The sequence below is a fragment of the Serratia sp. BNK-12 genome, assembly GCF_047456085.1.
Lineage (GTDB): Bacteria > Pseudomonadota > Gammaproteobacteria > Enterobacterales > Enterobacteriaceae > Serratia > Serratia liquefaciens.
Window position 1 is genome coordinate 773,357 of the sequence record NZ_CP179896.1, and the last position, 19,045, is coordinate 792,401.

The following is a 19,045-nucleotide window of genomic DNA, read 5'->3' on the forward strand; positions in this document are numbered from 1 at the left end:
TCTTCGAAGGAGTAGCTGGCGATGAGCAATGTGCCAACAGAATTGAAATACGCATCCTCCCACGAGTGGGTTCGTTCAGAAGGTAACGGCGTTTACACCGTAGGTATCACCGAACACGCGCAGGAACTGCTGGGCGATATGGTGTTTGTTGATTTGCCAGAAGTGGGCCGTGTCGTTGCCGCAGGCGAAGATTGCGCCGTGGCGGAATCCGTTAAGGCGGCATCGGACATTTACGCGCCAATCAGCGGCGAAATCGTAGCGGTAAACGCTGAACTGGAAGGTTCTCCGGAGCTGGTGAACAGCGAGCCTTACGGTGAAGGTTTCCTGTTCCAGATTAAAGCATCAGACGAGAGCGAGCTGGCGAACCTGCTGGACGCCGGTGCTTATCAGGCTTCTATCGACGAGTAATCCATGCAACGCCCCAGGTCTTTCTGCCGGGGCGTTTTAGTTCAGGCTATATCCCGTACCACGCCAGAATTCAGGAATTTGTAGCAATGACTCAGACACTCAGCCAACTTGAACACAGCGAAGCGTTCATCGAACGTCATATCGGCTCTTCTGCAGAACAACAGCAGCAGTTGCTGGAAGCGGTGGGCGCACGCTCGCTCAGCGCGCTGATCCAACAGATTGTGCCGGCAGACATTCAACTGCCTGCGCCGCCGCCGGTGGGCGATGCGGCAACTGAACATCAGGCGTTGGCCGAACTGAAGGCGATTGCCTCGCAGAATCAGCGCTACAAATCCTATATCGGTATGGGCTACAGCGCGGTGCTGACGCCGCCGGTGATCCTGCGCAACATGCTGGAAAACCCAGGTTGGTACACCGCTTATACCCCGTATCAGCCAGAAGTATCCCAGGGCCGTCTTGAGGCGCTGTTGAACTTCCAAACCCTGACCCTGGATTTGACCGGTTTGGATCTGGCGTCCGCCTCGCTGTTGGACGAAGCCACCGCGGCTGCCGAAGCGATGGCGCTGGCCAAACGCGCCAGCAAGCTGAAAGACGCCAACCGTTTCTTCGTGGCTGATGACGTACATCCTCAGACGCTGGACGTGGTGCGTACCCGCGCCGAAACCTTTGGTTTCGAAGTGATCGTGGATAAAGCCGAGAAAGTTCTGGAGCTGCAAGGCGTGTTCGGCGTGCTGCTGCAACAGGTCGGCACCACCGGTGAACTGCACGACTACAGCGCACTGCTGGCCGAGCTGAAGAACCGTAAAATCGGCACCAGCGTGGCAGCCGACATTATGGCGTTGGTGCTGCTGACCGCACCGGGCAAACAGGGAGCCGACGTGGTGTTCGGTTCTGCACAGCGTTTCGGCGTGCCGATGGGCTACGGCGGCCCACATGCCGCCTTCTTTGCCTGTCGCGACGAATTCAAACGCTCAATGCCGGGTCGTATCATTGGCGTTTCCCGCGATGCCGCCGGCAACACCGCGCTGCGCATGGCGATGCAAACCCGTGAGCAACATATCCGCCGCGAAAAAGCCAACTCGAATATCTGTACCTCGCAGGTGCTGCTGGCCAACATAGCCAGCCTGTATGCGGTGTACCATGGCCCGCAGGGCCTGCAACGCATCGCCGGGCGCATCCATCGTCTGACCGACATTCTGGCCGCCGGGCTGCAACAAGCCGGGCTGGCATTGCGCCATAAAACCTGGTTCGACACCCTGACGGTAGAAGTGAAAGACAAGGCCGCGGTGCTGGAACGTGCATTGAGCTTCGGCATCAACTTGCGTACCGACATTCACGGTGCCGTAGGCATTACGCTGGACGAAGCCACCTCACGAGAAGACGTGCAGACGCTGTTTGCCTTGCTGGCGGGTGACGATCACGGCCTGGACATCGACGCGCTGGACGCCGCGGTGAGTAAAAACAGTCAGTCGATCCCGGCAGCCATGCTGCGTCAGGATCCGATCCTGACTCACCCGGTGTTCAATCGTTATCACAGCGAAACCGAGATGATGCGCTATATGCACCGTCTGGAACGCAAGGACCTGGCGCTCAATCAGGCGATGATCCCGCTGGGCTCCTGCACCATGAAGCTCAATGCCGCGGCGGAAATGATCCCGATCACCTGGCCTGAATTCTCCGAACTGCACCCGTTCTGTCCACCGGAGCAGGCGGCAGGTTACCAACAAATGATTGGCCAACTGTCGCAGTGGCTGGTGCAACTGACTGGTTATGACGCGGTTTGCATGCAGCCGAACTCCGGCGCACAGGGTGAATACGCCGGTTTGCTGGCGATCCGTCGTTACCATGAAAGCCGCAATGAAGCAGGCCGTCATATTTGCCTGATCCCAAGCTCTGCGCACGGCACCAACCCCGCTTCCGCGCAAATGGCGGGCATGAGCGTGGTGGTGGTCGCCTGCGACAAGAACGGCAACATCGATCTGCATGACCTGCGCGTCAAGGCAGAACAGGCGGGCGAAGAACTGTCTTGCATCATGGTGACCTACCCGTCGACCCACGGCGTGTACGAAGAAACCATCCGTGAAGTGTGCCAGATCGTTCACCAGTTCGGCGGCCAGGTCTACCTCGACGGCGCCAATATGAATGCGCAGGTGGGCATCACCACCCCAGGTTACATCGGGGCGGACGTTTCGCACCTTAACCTGCATAAAACCTTCTGTATCCCGCACGGCGGCGGTGGCCCAGGCATGGGCCCTATCGGCGTGAAAGCCCACCTGGCCCCGTTTGTTCCAGGCCACAGTGTGGTGCAGATCGACGGCGTGACCACCCAGCAGGGCGCGGTCTCCGCTGCGCCGTTCGGCAGTGCTTCTATCCTGCCAATCAGCTGGATGTATATCCGCATGATGGGCGCGGAAGGGTTGAAGCAGGCCAGCCAGGTGGCAATCCTTAATGCCAACTATATTGCGACCCGTTTGAAGGACGCGTACCCAGTGCTGTATACCGGTCGCGATCATCGCGTGGCGCATGAATGTATTCTCGATATTCGTCCGCTGAAGGAAGAAACCGGTATCAGCGAAATGGATATCGCCAAACGTCTGATCGACTACGGCTTCCATGCGCCGACCATGTCGTTCCCGGTGGCGGGCACGCTGATGGTTGAGCCAACCGAGTCGGAGAGCAAGGTCGAACTGGATCGCTTTATCGATGCGATGTTGGCGATTCGCGGAGAAATTGACCGGGTAGCAAAAGGTGAATGGCCGCTGGAAGATAACCCGCTGGTAAACGCCCCACACGTGCAGGCGGAGCTGGTCAGCGATTGGCAGCACGCCTACAGCCGTGAGCTGGCGGTGTTCCCTATCGCCGGAGTACGTGAGAACAAATACTGGCCGAGCGTGAAGCGTCTGGATGACGTTTATGGCGATCGTAACCTGTTCTGTTCCTGTGTGCCGATGAGCGACTACGAATAAGCTTATTCGGCGAGGTTTGCCATCAGGAAGCAGCGCATTATGCGCTGCTTTTTTTATGGCTAAACCCTGAGGGTTTTCTTGCTTATATATTTGATTAATTACTGGTTATTTTATTTTTCTTCAGTTTGTTACCCCGATCGTTTAAGACTCTCTCCAGTTTACTTTCCGTTTAAACCCCTGCGGCTAAATTGTCATCAGCAAACTATTTTGCAGGGAAGATTTACTGACAGGGAGTGCACTATGAAAAAGTTGGCTATCGCAATCGTTGCGGCTTTACCCTTGTGTTCCGCGCAGGCAATTGAGACTTATGACGTTCGGAATAACAGCGGCCAAACGGTGTTTAAACTGAATTTCTACGGTCCAACCGATGGCAGTTATTTAAATGATGATGGCGTTCCAAAACACTCCACCCGGGTGTTGGATAATGCTAAAAAATCTCAGGTGATCAGCGCCGCGCAACGCTGGGCCGATATTATCAAACCCCTGCCAGGCAAATTGCCGGGCGTAATCAACGTCGGCACCTTTGACGACGAGAATGCGGGAGCGATGAGCCCAGACGTCAGTGATGCCGCATTTAGCCTGACCCAGCTTCAGGCAGTGTTGCAGGGCCAGGATGCCGGCGAATTGAACAGCGGTGCCCATGCCGTCGTCCAGATCGGGAAAATGGATTTTACCCCTGGCCAGGCTTCGCCAGCACTGATCCCCACCGATCACCGTGCCGATCTGGAAGTCATCATTTTTCATGAAATAGCTCATGCATTAGGCATCAGCGCTGATGCCGGTGTGGCTGATGGTGTGACCCAATTTGGCCCGACGTTCGGCAGCTGGAGTTCGCACCTGTTTGATGACAATGGCAACCCTGCACAGCCGGGGCAGGCTATCTTGTGTACTAAGTGTGAGGGGCCGGAGGACCCTTCGGCCTTTGACGTACGCAAAGATCGGGGTTATTTCGCCGGTAGCCACGTCAAGGAGGTGCTGGCGGGTGCAATGCCGGGTGTCCCGGTGCGTATTCTCGGTGTGCTGGGCGATCTGGATGATGATTACATGTCCCACATTGAACTGGATCGCAGCTTGATGAGCCACCAAGACTACCGCAATTACACCATAATGATGGAAGCCGAGCTGGCGCTGCTGCAGGACATGGGGTACGGCATCGACCGCCGTAACTTCTTTGGTCACTCGGTGTACGGCAGCGGTCTGGATATGGTTAACCAACAAGGATATTTTGCGCGCAACGCCGCAGGTACTGGGTATATCGACGGCAAGGCCAATACCGCAGCCCGGGGTGTCGGGTTGCACATTTATGGCAGTAATAATCGGGTCGAGCAGCGCGGCGATATTTTGGCGGATGGTGTTGCCGCTGCAGGTATCAGAATTGATGGCGCAGGGAATACGCTCAGTATTGCACCTGGCGTGCGGGTGCAGGCCAACGGCGATTACGGCACCGGCTTATTGGTGGCTTACGGAGATAGCCACAGCATTATTCAACGCGGCAGCCTGGAAGCGACCGGTAAAGAAGGCATCGCCGCCAGGCTGGATTTCGGCAACAACCTGCTGGGCAACGAAACTGAATACCGTGGCTCGTATATCTGGCAGTGGGCTGGGGTCGACCTGTCCCAATACCGCGCTGCGCCGTTGGTGTCTAACTTCGATATCACCGGCTCGTTGAAAGGAGCCAAAGCGGCCATCTACCAGTCGGTGAATGCATTGGCCGGTGCGATTAACGTGATGCGCGGCGCCGATATTCAGGGCGACATAATTTCCGATTATGCGCAACGGGACGAAAATAACCAGGCTCGCCTCACTCGCTTAACATTCGGCCTGCAGCCAGATGCGCAGGGGCAGGTCACTGCGCTGGCGGATAACAGTTTTGATTTCACCTATAACGGCAATATCCGCGGCAAGGATAACCTTGCGCTGGTGGCCGAAGGCGGGAAAACCACGCTGAACGGCGACCATCAGGTCTATAGCGTGGATATCCAACCGGGCGCCCAGTTGGCGGGCAACAGCCGCTATGGGCTGTCGGATGCCGGGTTGTTTACCAACAATGGCTTACTCACTACCGGGGCTTCTTTTGGCAAGCTGTCAATCAACGGTAATTATCTTCAAGGACCACAGGGGCGCTTGCAACTGACATTTGACAGTCTGGGGCAGGGGGATCAAGTACAAATCAGCGGCAAATCCAGTCTGGGCGGGGCTCTGGAGCTGCTGCCGGTCAAAGGTTGGTATGCCTCGGACTGGCAGATGAACAGTACTTCCCTGCTGCAATTAGGCCAGGTCAGCGGTGAATTCGAGCAGTTGAGCATTCAGGCACAGTCACCGACGCTGAGCTTCCGGGTGGCACCACTGGAGGACGGGCAATATCAAATCAGCGCAACCCGTGACGCATCGGCCTACAGCCAGTACGCGCAGACTGCGAATGAACGAAATGTGGGTCTGGCGTTAGCCCATGCTGCGGCGACGGCGGGGGATGACCTGCGGCCGTTACTGACCGCGCTGGACTTCTCCAGCCCCGAAGGCCGGCAGGTGAATAGCGCGTTGGCTCAACTGGAGCCGTCGGCTTATAACAGCCTGATTCAGACCTCATTTGACCGCGAACGCCAGTTAACCCGGGCATTGACTGCGCCGGAACGCAATCTGACGTTGGCACCCACCGGCGACGAGCCAGATTGGATCAGCTTTGCTCTGCCTTACGGCGGTGGCAATTGGCAAAATAATACGGGCAATATCGCCGGTTACAACGCATCGCGTTATGGCGTGCTGTTCGGTGCCGAGAAACGTAACGGGCTGGTAGCGGGCCTGACCACCGGGTTCCACGCGGCGGTCGGCGGGCAAACGGTCAATGCCAAAAGCGCCGATCGGGCACGTACGAACAGCACCTCATTTGATGTTGGCTTGCAGTTCAATTATGCGCAGGACGTGATGGCCGGGCCTTTCGCCTACGGTCTGGGCCGCATAGGGGCGGAGGATAATCAGATGAAGCGCCAGTTTGATGTTGCCGGCATCAGCGGTACCAGCAAAAGTCACTGGACGGCCTGGAATGGGTCATTGACCTTGGGCGGCGGCTATCATTTTGCGTTAACCGATACCTTCAGCCTCGGCCCGGTCGCGGCGCTGGACTATACCGCGACTACTCATCGCACAATTAAAGAGTCCGGGTTCGGTACCGCGCCGCTGCAGATTAAGGGGCGTTACGCCGACTCGCTGCAAAGCACGCTCGGCGTGGAGGCACTGTACCAGCAGCCGTTGCAGGGCTCACAGGCATTGTCCGCCACTTTGCGCCTGGGTTGGCAGCATGAGTTGTTAAGCAACAAGGTGACCCAGCGCGCTCAATTTGTGGGGTATAACGCCTCTGCCTTTGATAGCGAAAGCACCTTGGCCGGGCGTGATACGTTGGCCGCACAGGCCGGTGTGCAGTATCAACTCAACCAGGCGGTCTCTTTGGGCGCCGGCGTTTCCAGCGAACTGTTACGCCAGGGCAGTCATTCATTAGAGGGTAACGTTGCCGTGACCTGGCGCTTCTGATGTTTAAACCAGCTTGCCGCTGAGCGAATTTCAATAACACTTTTCGGCTAGATGTATTATCAAGGGACACGGCATGATGCAGTGTCCCTTTTCAATTATCGCCGCAGGGCCATCTGAACGGCGTGAGGATCCATGATGAGAGCAGCAATCGTAAACGCATTAGGGCAGGCACCGGTGTTTGGCAATATCGACGAACCGGTAGCGCGTGAAGGGGAAACGGTGATCGCGGTGAGCGTGGCCGGCATCAAACAACTGGATCGCGCCATAGTGGCCGGAACGCATTACTCAAGCCCGAAGATCTTGCCGATCGTACCCGGCACCGATGGCGTTGGCTACGCGCCGGACGGTCAACGGGTCTATTTTGCCTCCTTCCGCCAACCGCACGGTGCGCTGGCAGAACGTAGCCTCGCCTCCTGGACGGTACCGGTGCCGAAAGGCGTGGATGATGCTACCGCCGCCGCGTTGATTAACCCGGCGTTTGCTGCCTGGCTGCCACTGCACTGGCGTGCCGAGTTACAGCCCGGTGAAACGGTGCTGATTGTTGGCGCGACCGGGACGTCAGGTAAGCTGGCAGTGGCGGCTGCACGTCAGGCGGGGGCGGGACGAATTGTCGCAGCCGGTCGCCGTCAGAGCGTGCTGGATGCGCTGGACGTTGATGCTACGGTCGATCTTGGACTGGAAGGGGCTGCACTGACACAGGCTTTCGCTGCCGCAGCGGGGCCGCATGGCTATCAGGTGATTGTCGATTATATCTGGGGGGCAGCGACCGAAGCCTTGCTTGCGACGCTTAACAACCACGATTTGTCTTCCTACGCAGGTGGACGCGGCATACGTTTGGTCAACGTCGGATCGATGGCCGGGCCGGATATCCGACTGCCGGCGGCGGTGTTGCGCAGTAATCAACTACAAATCATCGGCAGCGGCACCGGCAACTTCCCGCCGGTGGCTGAAATGAAAAGATATGCCAGCGAAATCCTGGCATTGGCGGCGGCAGGGCAGATTTCGGTCGAAACCCAGGAGCACGGCTTATCAGAGATCGCTGAAGTCTGGGATCTGAACAAGAAAAGCGACGTGCGTTCGGTGATCCGTATTGCCCAATAGGCGGCTAGCGGCAATAGCAAACCAGGTGGATATCTTCCGGTTCGCGGGCGAACAGCTCTGCATCCGGCTGATCAATCACCTGGCAGCCCTGCGACAGGTAGAAATCCACGGTGTTTTTATTGGGGATTGAGGAGACGTACAGCCCCTGAACCCCGCCTTTTCTGGCCTGCTGCAGACAACGGCGGAACAGGATTTTGCCCAGCCCTTTACCGCGTTGGGCGGCACCGACGTAGAAAAACAGCAGTTGGTGCAAGTCCTGTTGCGGGCCGCGTGGCAAGGTATCTACCGCCGCAGCAGCGACAATCTGACCTTTTTCGAACAGGGCGAAAAATGCCCCGCCGCGGGCAAAGCATTGTTCATGGATCGGCGTATAGGTTTCCCGATCGTGTGGATCCCAGCCGCGTACATCGTAATAGTCGCTGTAAGGCTGTAACTCCCCGTCTTGCAGGCGATAAAGAGTATCAATAATTTCACTGCGGTCGATCTGCCACAGCGCATCAAGCTGGTGCTGCTGCAGTAAAATGGGAGCGGTCATGGGGGATTAGTTCTCCGTCGGTATCAGGTAACTTTCCGGTAGGTCGATGACAAACCCGATACCGCGTTCATCAAGCCCTTCGGTGATCCTTAGCTGCGCCCCGATTTTATCGGCCAGGTTTTTGGCAATGGCCAACCCCAGGCCGCTACCGGTCTGCTGGACGCCAGGCACGCGATAAAAACGCTCAAACAGGCGTTTTTGGTATTCCCGGCTCACGCCGGGGCCATTGTCACGCAGGGTAATATAGCAGCCCAAGGGGGACAACGAACGGATGTTGGCTTCGATCCTGCCGCCGGGCGGTGCGTATTTGATGGCGTTTTCCAGCAGGTTGGTAAAGATGGTGATCAGCGAATGGCGATCGGTATCGATCACCACGTTTTCACTGCCCTCGAGCGAAAGCTCAACGTTCTTCTCCATTGCGTAGGGCACGTGTTGAGCAATGCATTTGCTGATTTCTGCGTAGATATCCACTGCTTCAATCTTGAGCGGAAAGTCTTCCGATTCCAGCTTGGCCAGATCAATCAGCTGGCGCGACAGCGATGCGGCGCGATCCAGCCCCTGTTGCATGTCGCCGATAATTTCCTGCCGTTCGGTTTTATCCGCCACCTGGGTCAGCAGGTGCAGCTGTGCCAGCACGGCGGCAATCGGGGTGCGCAGTTCGTGGGCGGCATCCGCCATAAAGCGTTTTTCCCGCTGGTTGGCGGCATCGATACGCGTCATCAGCTTATTGATTTCCAGCACCACAGGCCGAATTTCCTGATACTGCGCGCGTACATTGATCGGCGATAAATTGCCTGGTTTACGGTCAGAGATGGTACGGGCAATTTGCCGCAGCGGCCGCAGGCTGAAGTAGGCGGTGATCAGCAGCGTGACAATGATCGCCGCCAGGATCACCAGCAAAGGGATCGCGGTGCTTTCCGCCGGATTGCCGAAAATGGTGGTCCGGTTGTCAAAGGATTCGCCGACAATCACCCGATATTTTTGTTTATCGCTCCAACTGCCGGCGATATGCCACTTCACGTTGGCGTAACTGATGGTGCCGGACAGCACTGAAGGGGGCAGGAATAATGCTTTGTCCTGTTGCGGCGAGGCGTAGATCATCCGATTACTGCTGTCGTAAACAACGAATAACGGGCGATAATCTATCTCGTCTTGCATACCGTTTTTAATCGAGTCGATATACATGACTTCGATATCTTTAATGATATCGGTGTAATTTTTGTCGGTGATATCAGTCTTATCGAGAATATTGGCGATGCCTTGTGCGACAATGCGTTGCTGATTATCCAGGTACTTTTCAGCATCTGGATAATAAAGGTATTTTACCCAGCCAAGCAATATTCCCCAGAGCACCAGTATGGCCATTACCTGGAAAACAATGGTTCGCATGAAAAAGGATTTGAAGCTAATCATCCCTGAGACTCTTTTTTCAATAAATACCCTATGCCGCGTACGGTAATAATTCTCTCCTTGCCAATTTTTCGTCGCAGATTATGCATGTGCACCTCAAGAGAATTACTTTCTACATTATCGCCATTGCCGAACAGACGCTGTTCCAGGGCGGCCTTACGCACCACGGTACCGGCGCAACGCATCAGTTCGTGCAACAGGCGGTACTCTTTTTTCGACAGCAGCAGCAGTTCGTCGTCCAGCGTGACCTGGTGGTTCATCGGGTCCAGATACAGGTTGCCCAGGCTCCAGGTTTGGGAGGCAAACCCCGCCATGCGCCGGTTTACCGCCTTCACGCGGGATATCAGCTCAGGCAGGGCAAAAGGCTTTGCCAGAAAATCATCTGCGCCGGAATCCAGGCTGTTGACCAGGCTTTCAATGCGGTCACGGGCGGTGAGAATAATGATCGGAATATTTTGGCCGGCAGCGCGCCATTCGATCAGTTTTTTCAAGCCATCGCCGTCGGGCAGGGTGAGATCCAGCAGCATTAAATCAAAGCTGCCCTCAGACAATTTATGTTGTGCATCATGGACTAGCCGCACCCAGCACAAATCAAACCCGGCCAGCTCCAAAGCACGGCACAGGGCTTTGCCCAATTGCAGATCGTCTTCCACAAGCAATATGTTCACTTGATATCCGGTTTATGTCACGGCGCTGGCGGCTATATAACTACAACCGCACAGGGAAGACAACGACGTCATCCCGTTTGTTCGCTCCTTCTTAAGCAAACCTTAATCTGGGATTAATTTGACGTTAAGGGAGCCCCGTCCTTTTTCAAGTACGCTCGACTCTGAATAAATCATTCAGGTGGAAAAAATGCGTATCGACAATCTTTCAATGAAGGCTGCCCGCTTAGGCGCAAGTTTATTGTTGGTATTGACCATGCTGTCTTTCCACGTCGATGCGCAAGATGGGGATCATGGCGGCCCATTGTTACCCACCCTGCCTCTTATTCAGCATACGGAGTCATCGGATTTTTATAAAAGCTTAAAACCACGCATTAAAAAACAATTGCGGCGCCTGGTGGCGCTACAACCCTTTATTAAATAATAAGGCAGATACGGTGAAAAATACCCTGGGTTATTCCGCGGCGACGTTATTGGTGTTATTCCCTTTGCAGGGGCTTACGCAAAATGGCACAGAGGCGTCATTGAAATTCAGCGGCGGCATGGCCGTGGCGCCGGACTATCAGGGAGCTTCCGACTACAGTGCGGTGCCGCTGTACGATATTGAGGCCGGTTACGAGAAGTCTGCCTGGGGTGACTTCAGCCTCGGGCTGCAAAACGGTGCTCGCTGGCAGTTGCCGTTATCCGGGCCCTTCGGTATAGCCCTATTGGCGGGTTATGACGGTGGACGTGATGAAGAGGTGAAAACGCTGCGGGGTCACAACAAGCGGCTGAAAGGCATGGGCGATTTGGGTGGCGCTTTTGAAGCCGGTATTGAGCTGAGCTATAAATTTGACCCTTTTCGCACTTACGTTAAGGGAATGCAGGCCACCAAAGCACGGCGTTATGGGGATGAGGACCTGGGGCATACTGCATACGTCGATCTGGGTATCGCGGCAGTTTATCCGCTGAGCGAGGCATTGACGTTTTCAACCGATTTGAGCACCACCTGGGCCAACAAGGGTTACCAGCGTGGTTATTTTGGCGTGACGCAGCAACAGGCGAAGCAAACGTCATTCGCCGCGTATCGACCGGGTAGCGGCTTTAAGCAAGCCACGCTTACCGGCGTGCTGAACTACCAATTGACGCCAGAAATTGCCTTTCAGGGCGGTGTGAGTCTCTATACTTTGTTGGGCGACGCGGCCAAAAGCCCGATCGTCGAGAAAAAAACGGCCGGCATCGCCTTCCTGAGCGCCAGCTACAGTTTCTGACTTCCCAACCAGAGAAAGGAACGACATGACGAAAGTTGTATTGGTTACTGGCGCCAGCCGCGGCATTGGCCGCGCCACGGCGTTGTTATTGGCCCGACAGGGTTATGCGGTGGGCGTTAACTATCTGAAAGATGAGGCCGCGGCGGCGCAGGTGGTGGCGGAAATTGAAGCCATGGGCGGTCGTGCACTGGCACTACGGGCGGATGTCGCCGATGAAAATCAGGTGGTGGCGATGTTCAATGCACTGGATGTCGGCCTTGGCCCGATCAGCGCGCTGGTTAACAACGCCGGTATCTTGTGTCAGCAGACGGGGATTGAGCAACTGACCGCCGAGCGCATCAATAAGGTATTGAGTACCAACGTTACCGGTTATTTTCTCTGTTGCCGTGAGACGGTGAAGCGCATGGCGCAGCGTCATGGCGGCCAGGGCGGGGCGATCGTCAATGTCTCTTCCGCTGCCGCGCGCCTCGGCGCTCCGGGAGAATACATCGACTATGCCGCCTCCAAAGGGGCGGTAGACACGCTTACCACCGGGCTGGCGCTGGAGGTGGCTGCGCAGGGCATCCGCGTAAATGCCGTGCGGCCAGGGCTGATTTATACCGAAATGCATGCCAGCGGCGGCGAGCCGGGGCGCGTTGATCGGGTAAAAAGCAGCCTGCCGATGCAGCGTGGCGGCACCCCGGAAGAGGTGGCGGAAATCATCGTCTGGTTACTGTCCGATGCCGCTTCTTACGTCACCGGCAGCTTTATTGAAGCCGCCGGCGGCCGCTGATGAAATAATAGGGAAAGCGTGTCGGAATATTCTTTCCCTGTTTTTAGGAAGCTAGCCAATCAATATATATTCCTGGGGCATCTCAGCTACTCCGCTGACTTCAATTTTCGGCGGGGTATAATGTGCCAGTTTTAGGGTGTCACTGACGGTCATGTTCCCCAGTGAAAAGACGATGTCATTGCTATCGAAGGAATGGTTATTATTGCTATCAATAATGACAAAACTGTTATTGTCGAGTTTCAGTACGCCAACTTGGCTTAGTGAAGTTTCACTGGCGCCATGGGTTGCCACCGACAGTGTTTTACTGAACAAGTCAAACGCATTGGCAGTAGGGCTTAAATCCAGTGAGTTAAACAGTGCAGCCGCCTCTCGTAACGAATATTCGCCATAGCGGGTCATAGCGTAGTCACCCTGAGTGGAAAATATCCATGGGTTGGAGGTATCACCCACAATAAATTTATCATCATTATGGATTGTTGGGGTGGTATCACCACTTGACTCTTTAGCTTTGATCGTGACCATGTTATTAATGTTACTTTCTTTAAAAATAATAGTGTCGCTGTCAGATTGATTGTTTATCTCACGTGTGATAGTCGTGTTTCCCTGAATGTTAAATGTGTCATGTTCTGTCGAACCAACCACATTGAGCTGGTATCCAGAAAGCTCACTGACTATCGTTGCGTATTTTAAAGAAGATGATTTCAAAAGCTCATACAGCGCTCCGCCACCTGTGCCCCCTTTCTCAACCAGAAGATTGACTGGGGTGTCGGAATTATCGATGCGAGTCAAATGGTTGCTGAAATCGTTTTTGATGATCAAGTTAAGTTGCTTGTTTCCGGAAATGCTGACAGCCCCAATCGAATTTTGATCGCCAGCTAACCGCAGAGTATTTTCAGCCGAACCGTTTGACTCGATATTGATATATCCGTAAATACTGTATGCAGGATCAGGGCTCTGATATTGTTTTATAGAAAAACTCAAAGTTCCAGCATCAATCTTATCGATATGTTCACCATTGAATTTAATTGTCATCACTGGGGTAGTGCGCATATAACGATCGTCATACAGATAATCAAAATGAACCTTGCTATTAGCCGTGGCGTCGCCCAGTACGCTGAGCGTTCGGAAACTGTAAGTCAGCCCCCATTCGTCTACTGGCATATTTATCACTGTGACATTGTCCGCGAAGCCGGTTAAAGCCAAACCAGAATCACCGGTTGCATATTTCCAGAAGCTGCTGGGGGGGCGGGAAGCCTGTGTTAAGTGGTCAACGTTGGCGTATTGGGTATTATGGATACTGGCAAGCGAGCGTATGACACCGATGTCAAAAACGTTTTTCCCTTCTGTCGCCACCAGATGACCATCAAGATAAATGGAGCCGGTTCCTTTGTAGTTGGCCAGGTCTATCACTTGGAAATACGAAAAATTGTTGATATTGCTTTCTATCGTGCCATTTATTTTACCGTTCTCTGCCGTTGTCAGATAAATATCCTTGGTCAGAAAATTAGCAGAAATCATATTGTTATGATTGTTATCCTCTTCGAGAAGAGAACCACTGGCTTTAAAGTCCTTGCTGACAGTATTAGCGCCACCTGCGGTGGCGTTACCCTGCCAGAGTAACCAATCGACGCCTTGGCCCATCTGAATTTCTGACTTGGCGTTGAGCATATCGGCGTTGGGTGCGATGAATATTCTATCTTCTCCATCGGAGCCAATAAATGAGACATGCGTGTTCTCGATGATGATATTTATCGGGTTATCGGCATGGGTTTTATTTTTACTGAAATCTAAAGTGCCTTTTTTGTCACCGGTGACTCTGAGTAATTCAATGTTAGGTAGAAAGTAAATCGGAATTTCTGTTTCAATATTTATTTTAATTTCAGCATTTCTTAATGCGTAGAGCTCGACATTTGTGAGCGTATGTTGACTTTGGTGATTAATGTCACCGACCAGTTTTCCATTATTATCTATAGTTAGTACAGCATTTTTTGTGTATCCTAATGTATCGGCGATTTTTTCATAGCTCTTGGCGTTGTATACCCACCCTCGATTATACTCGCCGGCTTCAAAATTCAAGAAGGTTTCAATTAAGATGCTGTTTGCTACATAGGCATCCTTACCGCTTTTTTCCCAGATTTGATCCTTAACGAAGGTGCTTAGTGTGGTGTTAAATAATTGGTGATAGGTTTGCTCCCAATATACTGCCTCGGAAAATACTGGGGTTTTGGCTAGTTCGCGTAGTAGATCTGCTGTGCTTAAACCGGCAGCCAGCTGTTTACTGTATGATTCTAGCGTAGCGGCATTCATCGTATACCCCGTAATTCCATAATAAAGTGCAGCTACAGTTTCTAAATATTTATTCTCAGGTAATTCACCTGGTTGATATACATGAGTGGCTGACAGGAATTGTTTTTTTGCAGCGGAATTTTCACTGGATGTATCGTTGCGAATATCATTTATCATGTTGACGACAGTGTCGCCGCGGGTTAATGTATGATTATTCAAACCTATAATGTATTTGTTTATATCACTTTCCGTTGCTGTCTTCTTAAACGTTTCCTCAAAAATTCTTTTTATGAAGTCGTGGTTGTTTAATGATGTTAAATAATCTCTAGTATTAACAAATAGATCAGCAATCTTATTTATGTCGCCGGGCCTTTCTTCCAGTTTATGACCCCAGAAATTTATACCGTCAGCCACCATGGCGGAATGCAATACATAATAAATAGCCTGAACATCTGCGGCACCGGAATAACCAGAAATATTTCCAGTATAGGATGGGAATAAAGTCTGCTCAATGGTCGTCTCCAGCGTTTTTTGCTGGGATAACACAGCAGGGTCATCACCCTCATAGCCACGTAATGAGTTCACCATATTGGAGGTAAGTTGGCCTAAAGTTACACCGCTATCAAGCTGTGCCTGCAGCGCAGAAAGTTGTTCTTCATTGGCGGCGACGCTATGGGTATTATGATAAATATATTGAATTTTTTCAGCATCATCGAGTGCGGCTAGCCGCGCTTTTCCGTCGTCAGCGTTGATGAAAACGTTGGCCATGCTGGAGGCGGTTAGCTCTCCGGTATGCAGTTTTTTTGCGAAGTATTCGAGAGTTGCCCTGTCAGCATGCTTACCTAAAACACCGAAATAAAGTGCGGCGACATCACGTTGTAATGATATGAAATTCATGTGTATTATCCCCAGATAAAATAATGAAACCCACCTTCATTTAAGTGCAAAAATGCAGATTAGCAAGGTAGCGGCCTATTAATTTTATGATGTGAATAAATCAACAATAATTCGAATTTTCCTGTAATTTTGGTGATTATTTCCTATTTAATAATTTCGTATTTATTCTTTCCAGAACAGCTACTCCGCTAATAAAAACGGGCGGTAACTCTCGGATGAATACAGGTGATATAGATACCTAATAAAATGTCATGCAAACGCTCACAGGGCGAAATGTTTGCATGACAACGTTCTGCGCGTCAGCCATGGATGCAAGGTAGTCGAAACGGTGGCTTATCCTTCGTGCAGTAGCGCACTGCGGAATGAGAGTATGTGCGCCTGCGCCGCATTGGCGGCTGCATCATCGTCCTGCGCGGCCAGTGCGGCGATAATCGCCCGATGCTCCTCTATCACCTCTCGCATGTGGCCTTCGCGTGATAGCGTGCTGGCCCAAAAGCGCTGTGCTCGGGCATGCAGTACGCTCAGAATGTCCGCCAGCATATTATTACCGGCGATTTGCGCCAACTGCTGGTGGAATTGATGATCCAACGTCATCATTTTTACTCGATCGCGTTGCTGACTGGCGGCTTCGATTTGTTGATTAAGATCCGTCAGCTCGGCGATCTGGGGGGCCGTAATTCTCTTGCTCGCCAACCGCATACACAGCATTTCATTGGCCAAACGTACTTCAATCAATTCCAGCGCATCATCCATCGAAAGCGGCGCAACCATCACCCCTTTACGCGGTATCACCTGCAGCAATCCTTCATTGGCCAGCCGGTGGATCGCCTGATTGATCGGCGTTCTGCCCATGTCCAGCTCGCTCATCACCTGAGCGGTATTGAGATATTCACCAGGTTTATAACTTAACGTCACCAGCGCCTGCTTAAAGCGTCGGTAGGCGAGTTCATTCAGTGACAGCCCGGCTTCCTCTGCCGTCGGGAGTTCCGGGCTCTCTGCGTCAAGGGTCATCACGTTCTGCTCCTGCAAGACGAAAGTTTTTAGACATAGTACACAAAAACATGGCACGGAAATCGCTTATTTGGTAACTAAAGATATAGTGAAATTTCACAGTATTTTAACCAAAGAGGCACAAACGCCATGAGACTGACCTTTACTTTACCCGAATCCAGCGGCACTGGGGTGTTGGATGTCGAGATCGATCACCTGGTGATTGCCGGCTGGACCGGCCGGGATCGCGAGGCGATCCTGCACCATATCAGGGAGCTGGCCGAGCTCGGCGTGCCCCAACCCAGTGCAATTCCTCTGTTTTACCGGGTGGCGGTTAACCAGCTCAGCCAGAGCGAACGTATCGAAGTTATCGGCAATGCCAGCTCCGGCGAAGCGGAACCGCTGATCTTCACACATCGCGGTGAATTGTATGTCTCGCTGGCCTCGGATCATACCGATCGTCAGTTGGAGGCGCACAGCGTGGCCCTGTCCAAACAGCTCTGCGTCAAGCCGGTGGCTCGTGCCGCCTGGCCGTTGCGTGAGGTGAGCGCGCACTGGGACTCGTTGATCCTGCGCTCGTGGATCAAGGAAAACGGCGAATTCCAGCTCTATCAGCAGGGCCGTCTGGCCAGCCTGCGTACTCCGGGCGATCTGCTGGATCGCTACCTGAGCGGCCAACAGTTACCGGAAAGTGGGCTGACAGTGCCGCAGCCGCAAGACGGTCTGGCGATGGCCTGCGGTACGGTGGCGGCGATTGGCGGCATCCGGCCGGCGACCGAATTCCGTATGGAACTGGTAGATGAGGTGCTGGGGCGGACCATCAGCCACCATTACAGCAGCATTGAGCTGCCGGTGGTGGCCTGATGAAAAAGCTGACGTTATCCCAGGCCGCTTCAGGCCTGTCCAACGGCGAATTTACCGCCGCGCGGTTAACCGCTGACGCATTGTCACAAATTGCGGACGAGCAGGGAGAGGGGCGGCGCACCTTTACTCATGTGTATGCTCAATGGGCTCAGGAGCAGGCCCTGGCGGCCGATCGGCGGCGTGCCGCGGGTAACCCGTTGTCGGCGCTGGACGGCGTACCGGTGTCGGTCAAAGACCTGTTTGATGTTGCAGGGGAAGCCACCGCGGCCGGGTCGCGCGTACTGGCCAGTGCGCCAGTGGCTAATGCCCATGCCGCCGTGGTGGCGCGTTTGTTGCAAGCGGGCGCGGTGGTGATGGGCAAAACCAACATGACCGAATTTGCCTATTCCGGGCTGGGGATCAATCCCCACTACGGCACGCCCGCTAATCCCTGGGATCGCAGCGCTCGTCGTATTCCCGGCGGTTCGTCCTCGGGGGCTGCGGTGGCGGTGAGCGACGGCATGTGCTTCGGCTCGATAGGCAGCGACACCGGCGGTTCGGTGCGGATCCCGGCGGCCTTCTGCGGCCTGACCGGCTATAAGCCCACCGCCAGCCGCATTAGCAGCGGCGGCCTGCTGCCACTTTCCCCTTCACTGGATTCGATAGGCGTAATTGCTCATGACGTTGCCGGGTGCCTGGCGCTGGATACGGCAATCGCCGATCGGCCGCTGCAACCGCAGCAGAAAAATTTGAGTCAGGCATGCTTCGCCGTCCCGCAAACCCTGGTGCTGGATGGCCTGGATCGGGAGGTCACCACCGCGTTTCATCTCAGCCTGCAACGTTTGACGCAGGCTGGGGCGCAAATTGAATTTATTCCCTGTCAGGAGTTCGCCGAGCTGGCGGCGATCAATGCCGACGGCGGTTTTAGCGCGCTGGAGTCCTGGCACTGGCACCGGGCGTTGATTGCCGAACATGCCGATGCTTATGACCCCCGGGTGCTGTCACGCATTCGTCGCGGCCAAACGCTGGATGAAAACAACCTGCAGCAATTACGGTCACAGCGCGCCGATTGGCAGCGGCGGGTGAGTGCCGCAGTGCAAGGATTCGATGCGTTGCTGATGCCGACGGTGCCCTTCGTTGCCCCGACCCTTGCCGAGTTGGAAGCAGATGAAGAAGCCTATTTCCGTATCAATGGCGCCGTGCTGCGTAATCCTTCGGTGATCAATTTCCTCGACGGCTGTGCATTGTCACTGCCGTGCCAGCAGGCCGATGCGGCACCGGTTGGCCTGATGGTGGCCGCACTGCCTTTGCATGACGAAGCGCTGCTGGGGTGGGCGCTGGCAATCGAACGTTGCCTCGCCGGCGCGTGATTTTTACTTTGAGCTAACAGGAGAGTC

14 protein-coding genes are annotated in these 19,045 nt (G+C 54.1%); 9 read left to right on the forward strand and 5 right to left on the reverse strand.

What is annotated here, in order from left to right; translation table 11 throughout:
* Positions 1-21 precede the first annotated feature (21 nt).
* From gcvH to ACMGG1_RS03490, 4 genes are all read left to right on the forward strand, one after another.
* On the forward strand, positions 22-408 hold the full coding sequence (gene gcvH, locus ACMGG1_RS03475) for a glycine cleavage system protein GcvH (RefSeq protein WP_020828494.1): 387 nt from the start codon (positions 22-24) through the stop codon (positions 406-408).
* Positions 409-494: 86 nt separating this feature from the next.
* On the forward strand, positions 495-3,374 hold the full coding sequence (gcvP, locus tag ACMGG1_RS03480) for an aminomethyl-transferring glycine dehydrogenase (RefSeq protein WP_262256160.1): 2,880 nt from the start codon (positions 495-497) through the stop codon (positions 3,372-3,374).
* Positions 3,375-3,614: 240 nt separating this feature from the next.
* Complete coding sequence (locus tag ACMGG1_RS03485; RefSeq protein WP_414161151.1) at positions 3,615-6,899, forward strand: autotransporter domain-containing protein; 3,285 nt, start codon at positions 3,615-3,617, stop codon at positions 6,897-6,899.
* Positions 6,900-7,034: 135 nt separating this feature from the next.
* A complete protein-coding gene (locus ACMGG1_RS03490) occupies positions 7,035-8,000 on the forward strand; it encodes a quinone oxidoreductase family protein (protein ID WP_187963010.1) in 966 nt (321 codons plus the stop codon).
* 4 nt (positions 8,001-8,004) lie between these two features.
* On the opposite strand, the gene ACMGG1_RS03495 is transcribed toward ACMGG1_RS03490, so the two are convergent.
* The 3 genes from ACMGG1_RS03495 to ACMGG1_RS03505 are packed head-to-tail and all read right to left on the reverse strand — an operon-like array spanning position 8,005 to position 10,613.
* Positions 8,005-8,535 (reverse strand): GNAT family N-acetyltransferase, encoded by a 531-nt coding sequence (locus tag ACMGG1_RS03495; protein ID WP_414161152.1) that lies wholly within the window; start codon positions 8,533-8,535, stop codon positions 8,005-8,007.
* Positions 8,536-8,541: 6 nt separating this feature from the next.
* A complete protein-coding gene (locus tag ACMGG1_RS03500) occupies positions 8,542-9,948 on the reverse strand; it encodes an ATP-binding protein (RefSeq protein ID WP_048760850.1) in 1,407 nt (468 codons plus the stop codon).
* The gene (locus ACMGG1_RS03505) at positions 9,945-10,613 is read right to left on the reverse strand and encodes a response regulator (protein ID WP_048760848.1); all 669 of its coding nucleotides are present in this window, start codon (positions 10,611-10,613) and stop codon (positions 9,945-9,947) included. Before ACMGG1_RS03505 ends, ACMGG1_RS03500 begins: the two co-directional genes overlap by 4 nt.
* 187 nt (positions 10,614-10,800) lie before the next feature.
* On the opposite strand from ACMGG1_RS03505, the gene ACMGG1_RS03510 reads away from it, so the two are divergent.
* The 3 genes from ACMGG1_RS03510 to ACMGG1_RS03520 are packed head-to-tail and all read left to right on the forward strand — an operon-like array spanning position 10,801 to position 12,632.
* Positions 10,801-11,034, forward strand: a complete 234-nt coding sequence (locus ACMGG1_RS03510) for a hypothetical protein (protein ID WP_262256149.1) — start codon at positions 10,801-10,803, stop codon at positions 11,032-11,034.
* Positions 11,035-11,047: 13 nt separating this feature from the next.
* Positions 11,048-11,860, forward strand: coding sequence for a MipA/OmpV family protein (locus ACMGG1_RS03515; RefSeq protein ID WP_262256146.1), 813 nt, complete (start codon positions 11,048-11,050; stop codon positions 11,858-11,860).
* Between the two features lie 25 nt (positions 11,861-11,885).
* A complete protein-coding gene (locus ACMGG1_RS03520; protein WP_142814472.1) occupies positions 11,886-12,632 on the forward strand; it encodes an SDR family oxidoreductase in 747 nt (248 codons plus the stop codon).
* Between the two features lie 51 nt (positions 12,633-12,683).
* Here ACMGG1_RS03520 and ACMGG1_RS03525 read toward each other — a convergent pair whose 3' ends face one another.
* On the reverse strand, positions 12,684-15,815 hold the full coding sequence (locus ACMGG1_RS03525; RefSeq protein WP_400827519.1) for a hypothetical protein: 3,132 nt from the start codon (positions 15,813-15,815) through the stop codon (positions 12,684-12,686).
* 333 nt (positions 15,816-16,148) lie between these two features.
* On the reverse strand, positions 16,149-16,826 hold the full coding sequence (locus tag ACMGG1_RS03530) for a GntR family transcriptional regulator (protein WP_046372709.1): 678 nt from the start codon (positions 16,824-16,826) through the stop codon (positions 16,149-16,151).
* 129 nt (positions 16,827-16,955) lie between these two features.
* Here ACMGG1_RS03530 and ACMGG1_RS03535 point away from each other — a divergent pair, with 129 nt between their 5' ends.
* A complete protein-coding gene (locus tag ACMGG1_RS03535) occupies positions 16,956-17,669 on the forward strand; it encodes a DUF2848 domain-containing protein (RefSeq protein WP_116691808.1) in 714 nt (237 codons plus the stop codon).
* Positions 17,669-19,018, forward strand: coding sequence for an amidase (locus ACMGG1_RS03540; RefSeq protein ID WP_414161153.1), 1,350 nt, complete (start codon positions 17,669-17,671; stop codon positions 19,016-19,018). The genes ACMGG1_RS03535 and ACMGG1_RS03540 overlap by 1 nt, the downstream gene beginning before the upstream one ends.
* Positions 19,019-19,045: the final 27 nt, after the last annotated feature.

Bases quoted from the DNA above. Each gene is read 5' to 3' on its own strand.
- ACMGG1_RS03525 (WP_400827519.1), bottom strand. From the start codon at position 15,815: ATGAATTTCATATCATTACAACGTGATGTCGCCGCACTTTATTTCGGT.
- ACMGG1_RS03500 (WP_048760850.1), bottom strand. From the start codon at position 9,948: ATGATTAGCTTCAAATCCTTTTTCATGCGAACCATTGTTTTCCAGGTA.
- ACMGG1_RS03490 (WP_187963010.1), top strand. From the start codon at position 7,035: ATGAGAGCAGCAATCGTAAACGCATTAGGGCAGGCACCGGTGTTTGGC.
- ACMGG1_RS03530 (WP_046372709.1), bottom strand. From the start codon at position 16,826: ATGACCCTTGACGCAGAGAGCCCGGAACTCCCGACGGCAGAGGAAGCC.
- ACMGG1_RS03535 (WP_116691808.1), top strand. From the start codon at position 16,956: ATGAGACTGACCTTTACTTTACCCGAATCCAGCGGCACTGGGGTGTTG.
- gcvP (WP_262256160.1), top strand. From the start codon at position 495: ATGACTCAGACACTCAGCCAACTTGAACACAGCGAAGCGTTCATCGAA.
- ACMGG1_RS03495 (WP_414161152.1), bottom strand. From the start codon at position 8,535: ATGACCGCTCCCATTTTACTGCAGCAGCACCAGCTTGATGCGCTGTGG.
- ACMGG1_RS03540 (WP_414161153.1), top strand. From the start codon at position 17,669: ATGAAAAAGCTGACGTTATCCCAGGCCGCTTCAGGCCTGTCCAACGGC.
- ACMGG1_RS03520 (WP_142814472.1), top strand. From the start codon at position 11,886: ATGACGAAAGTTGTATTGGTTACTGGCGCCAGCCGCGGCATTGGCCGC.
- gcvH (WP_020828494.1), top strand. From the start codon at position 22: ATGAGCAATGTGCCAACAGAATTGAAATACGCATCCTCCCACGAGTGG.
- ACMGG1_RS03485 (WP_414161151.1), top strand. From the start codon at position 3,615: ATGAAAAAGTTGGCTATCGCAATCGTTGCGGCTTTACCCTTGTGTTCC.
- ACMGG1_RS03510 (WP_262256149.1), top strand. From the start codon at position 10,801: ATGCGTATCGACAATCTTTCAATGAAGGCTGCCCGCTTAGGCGCAAGT.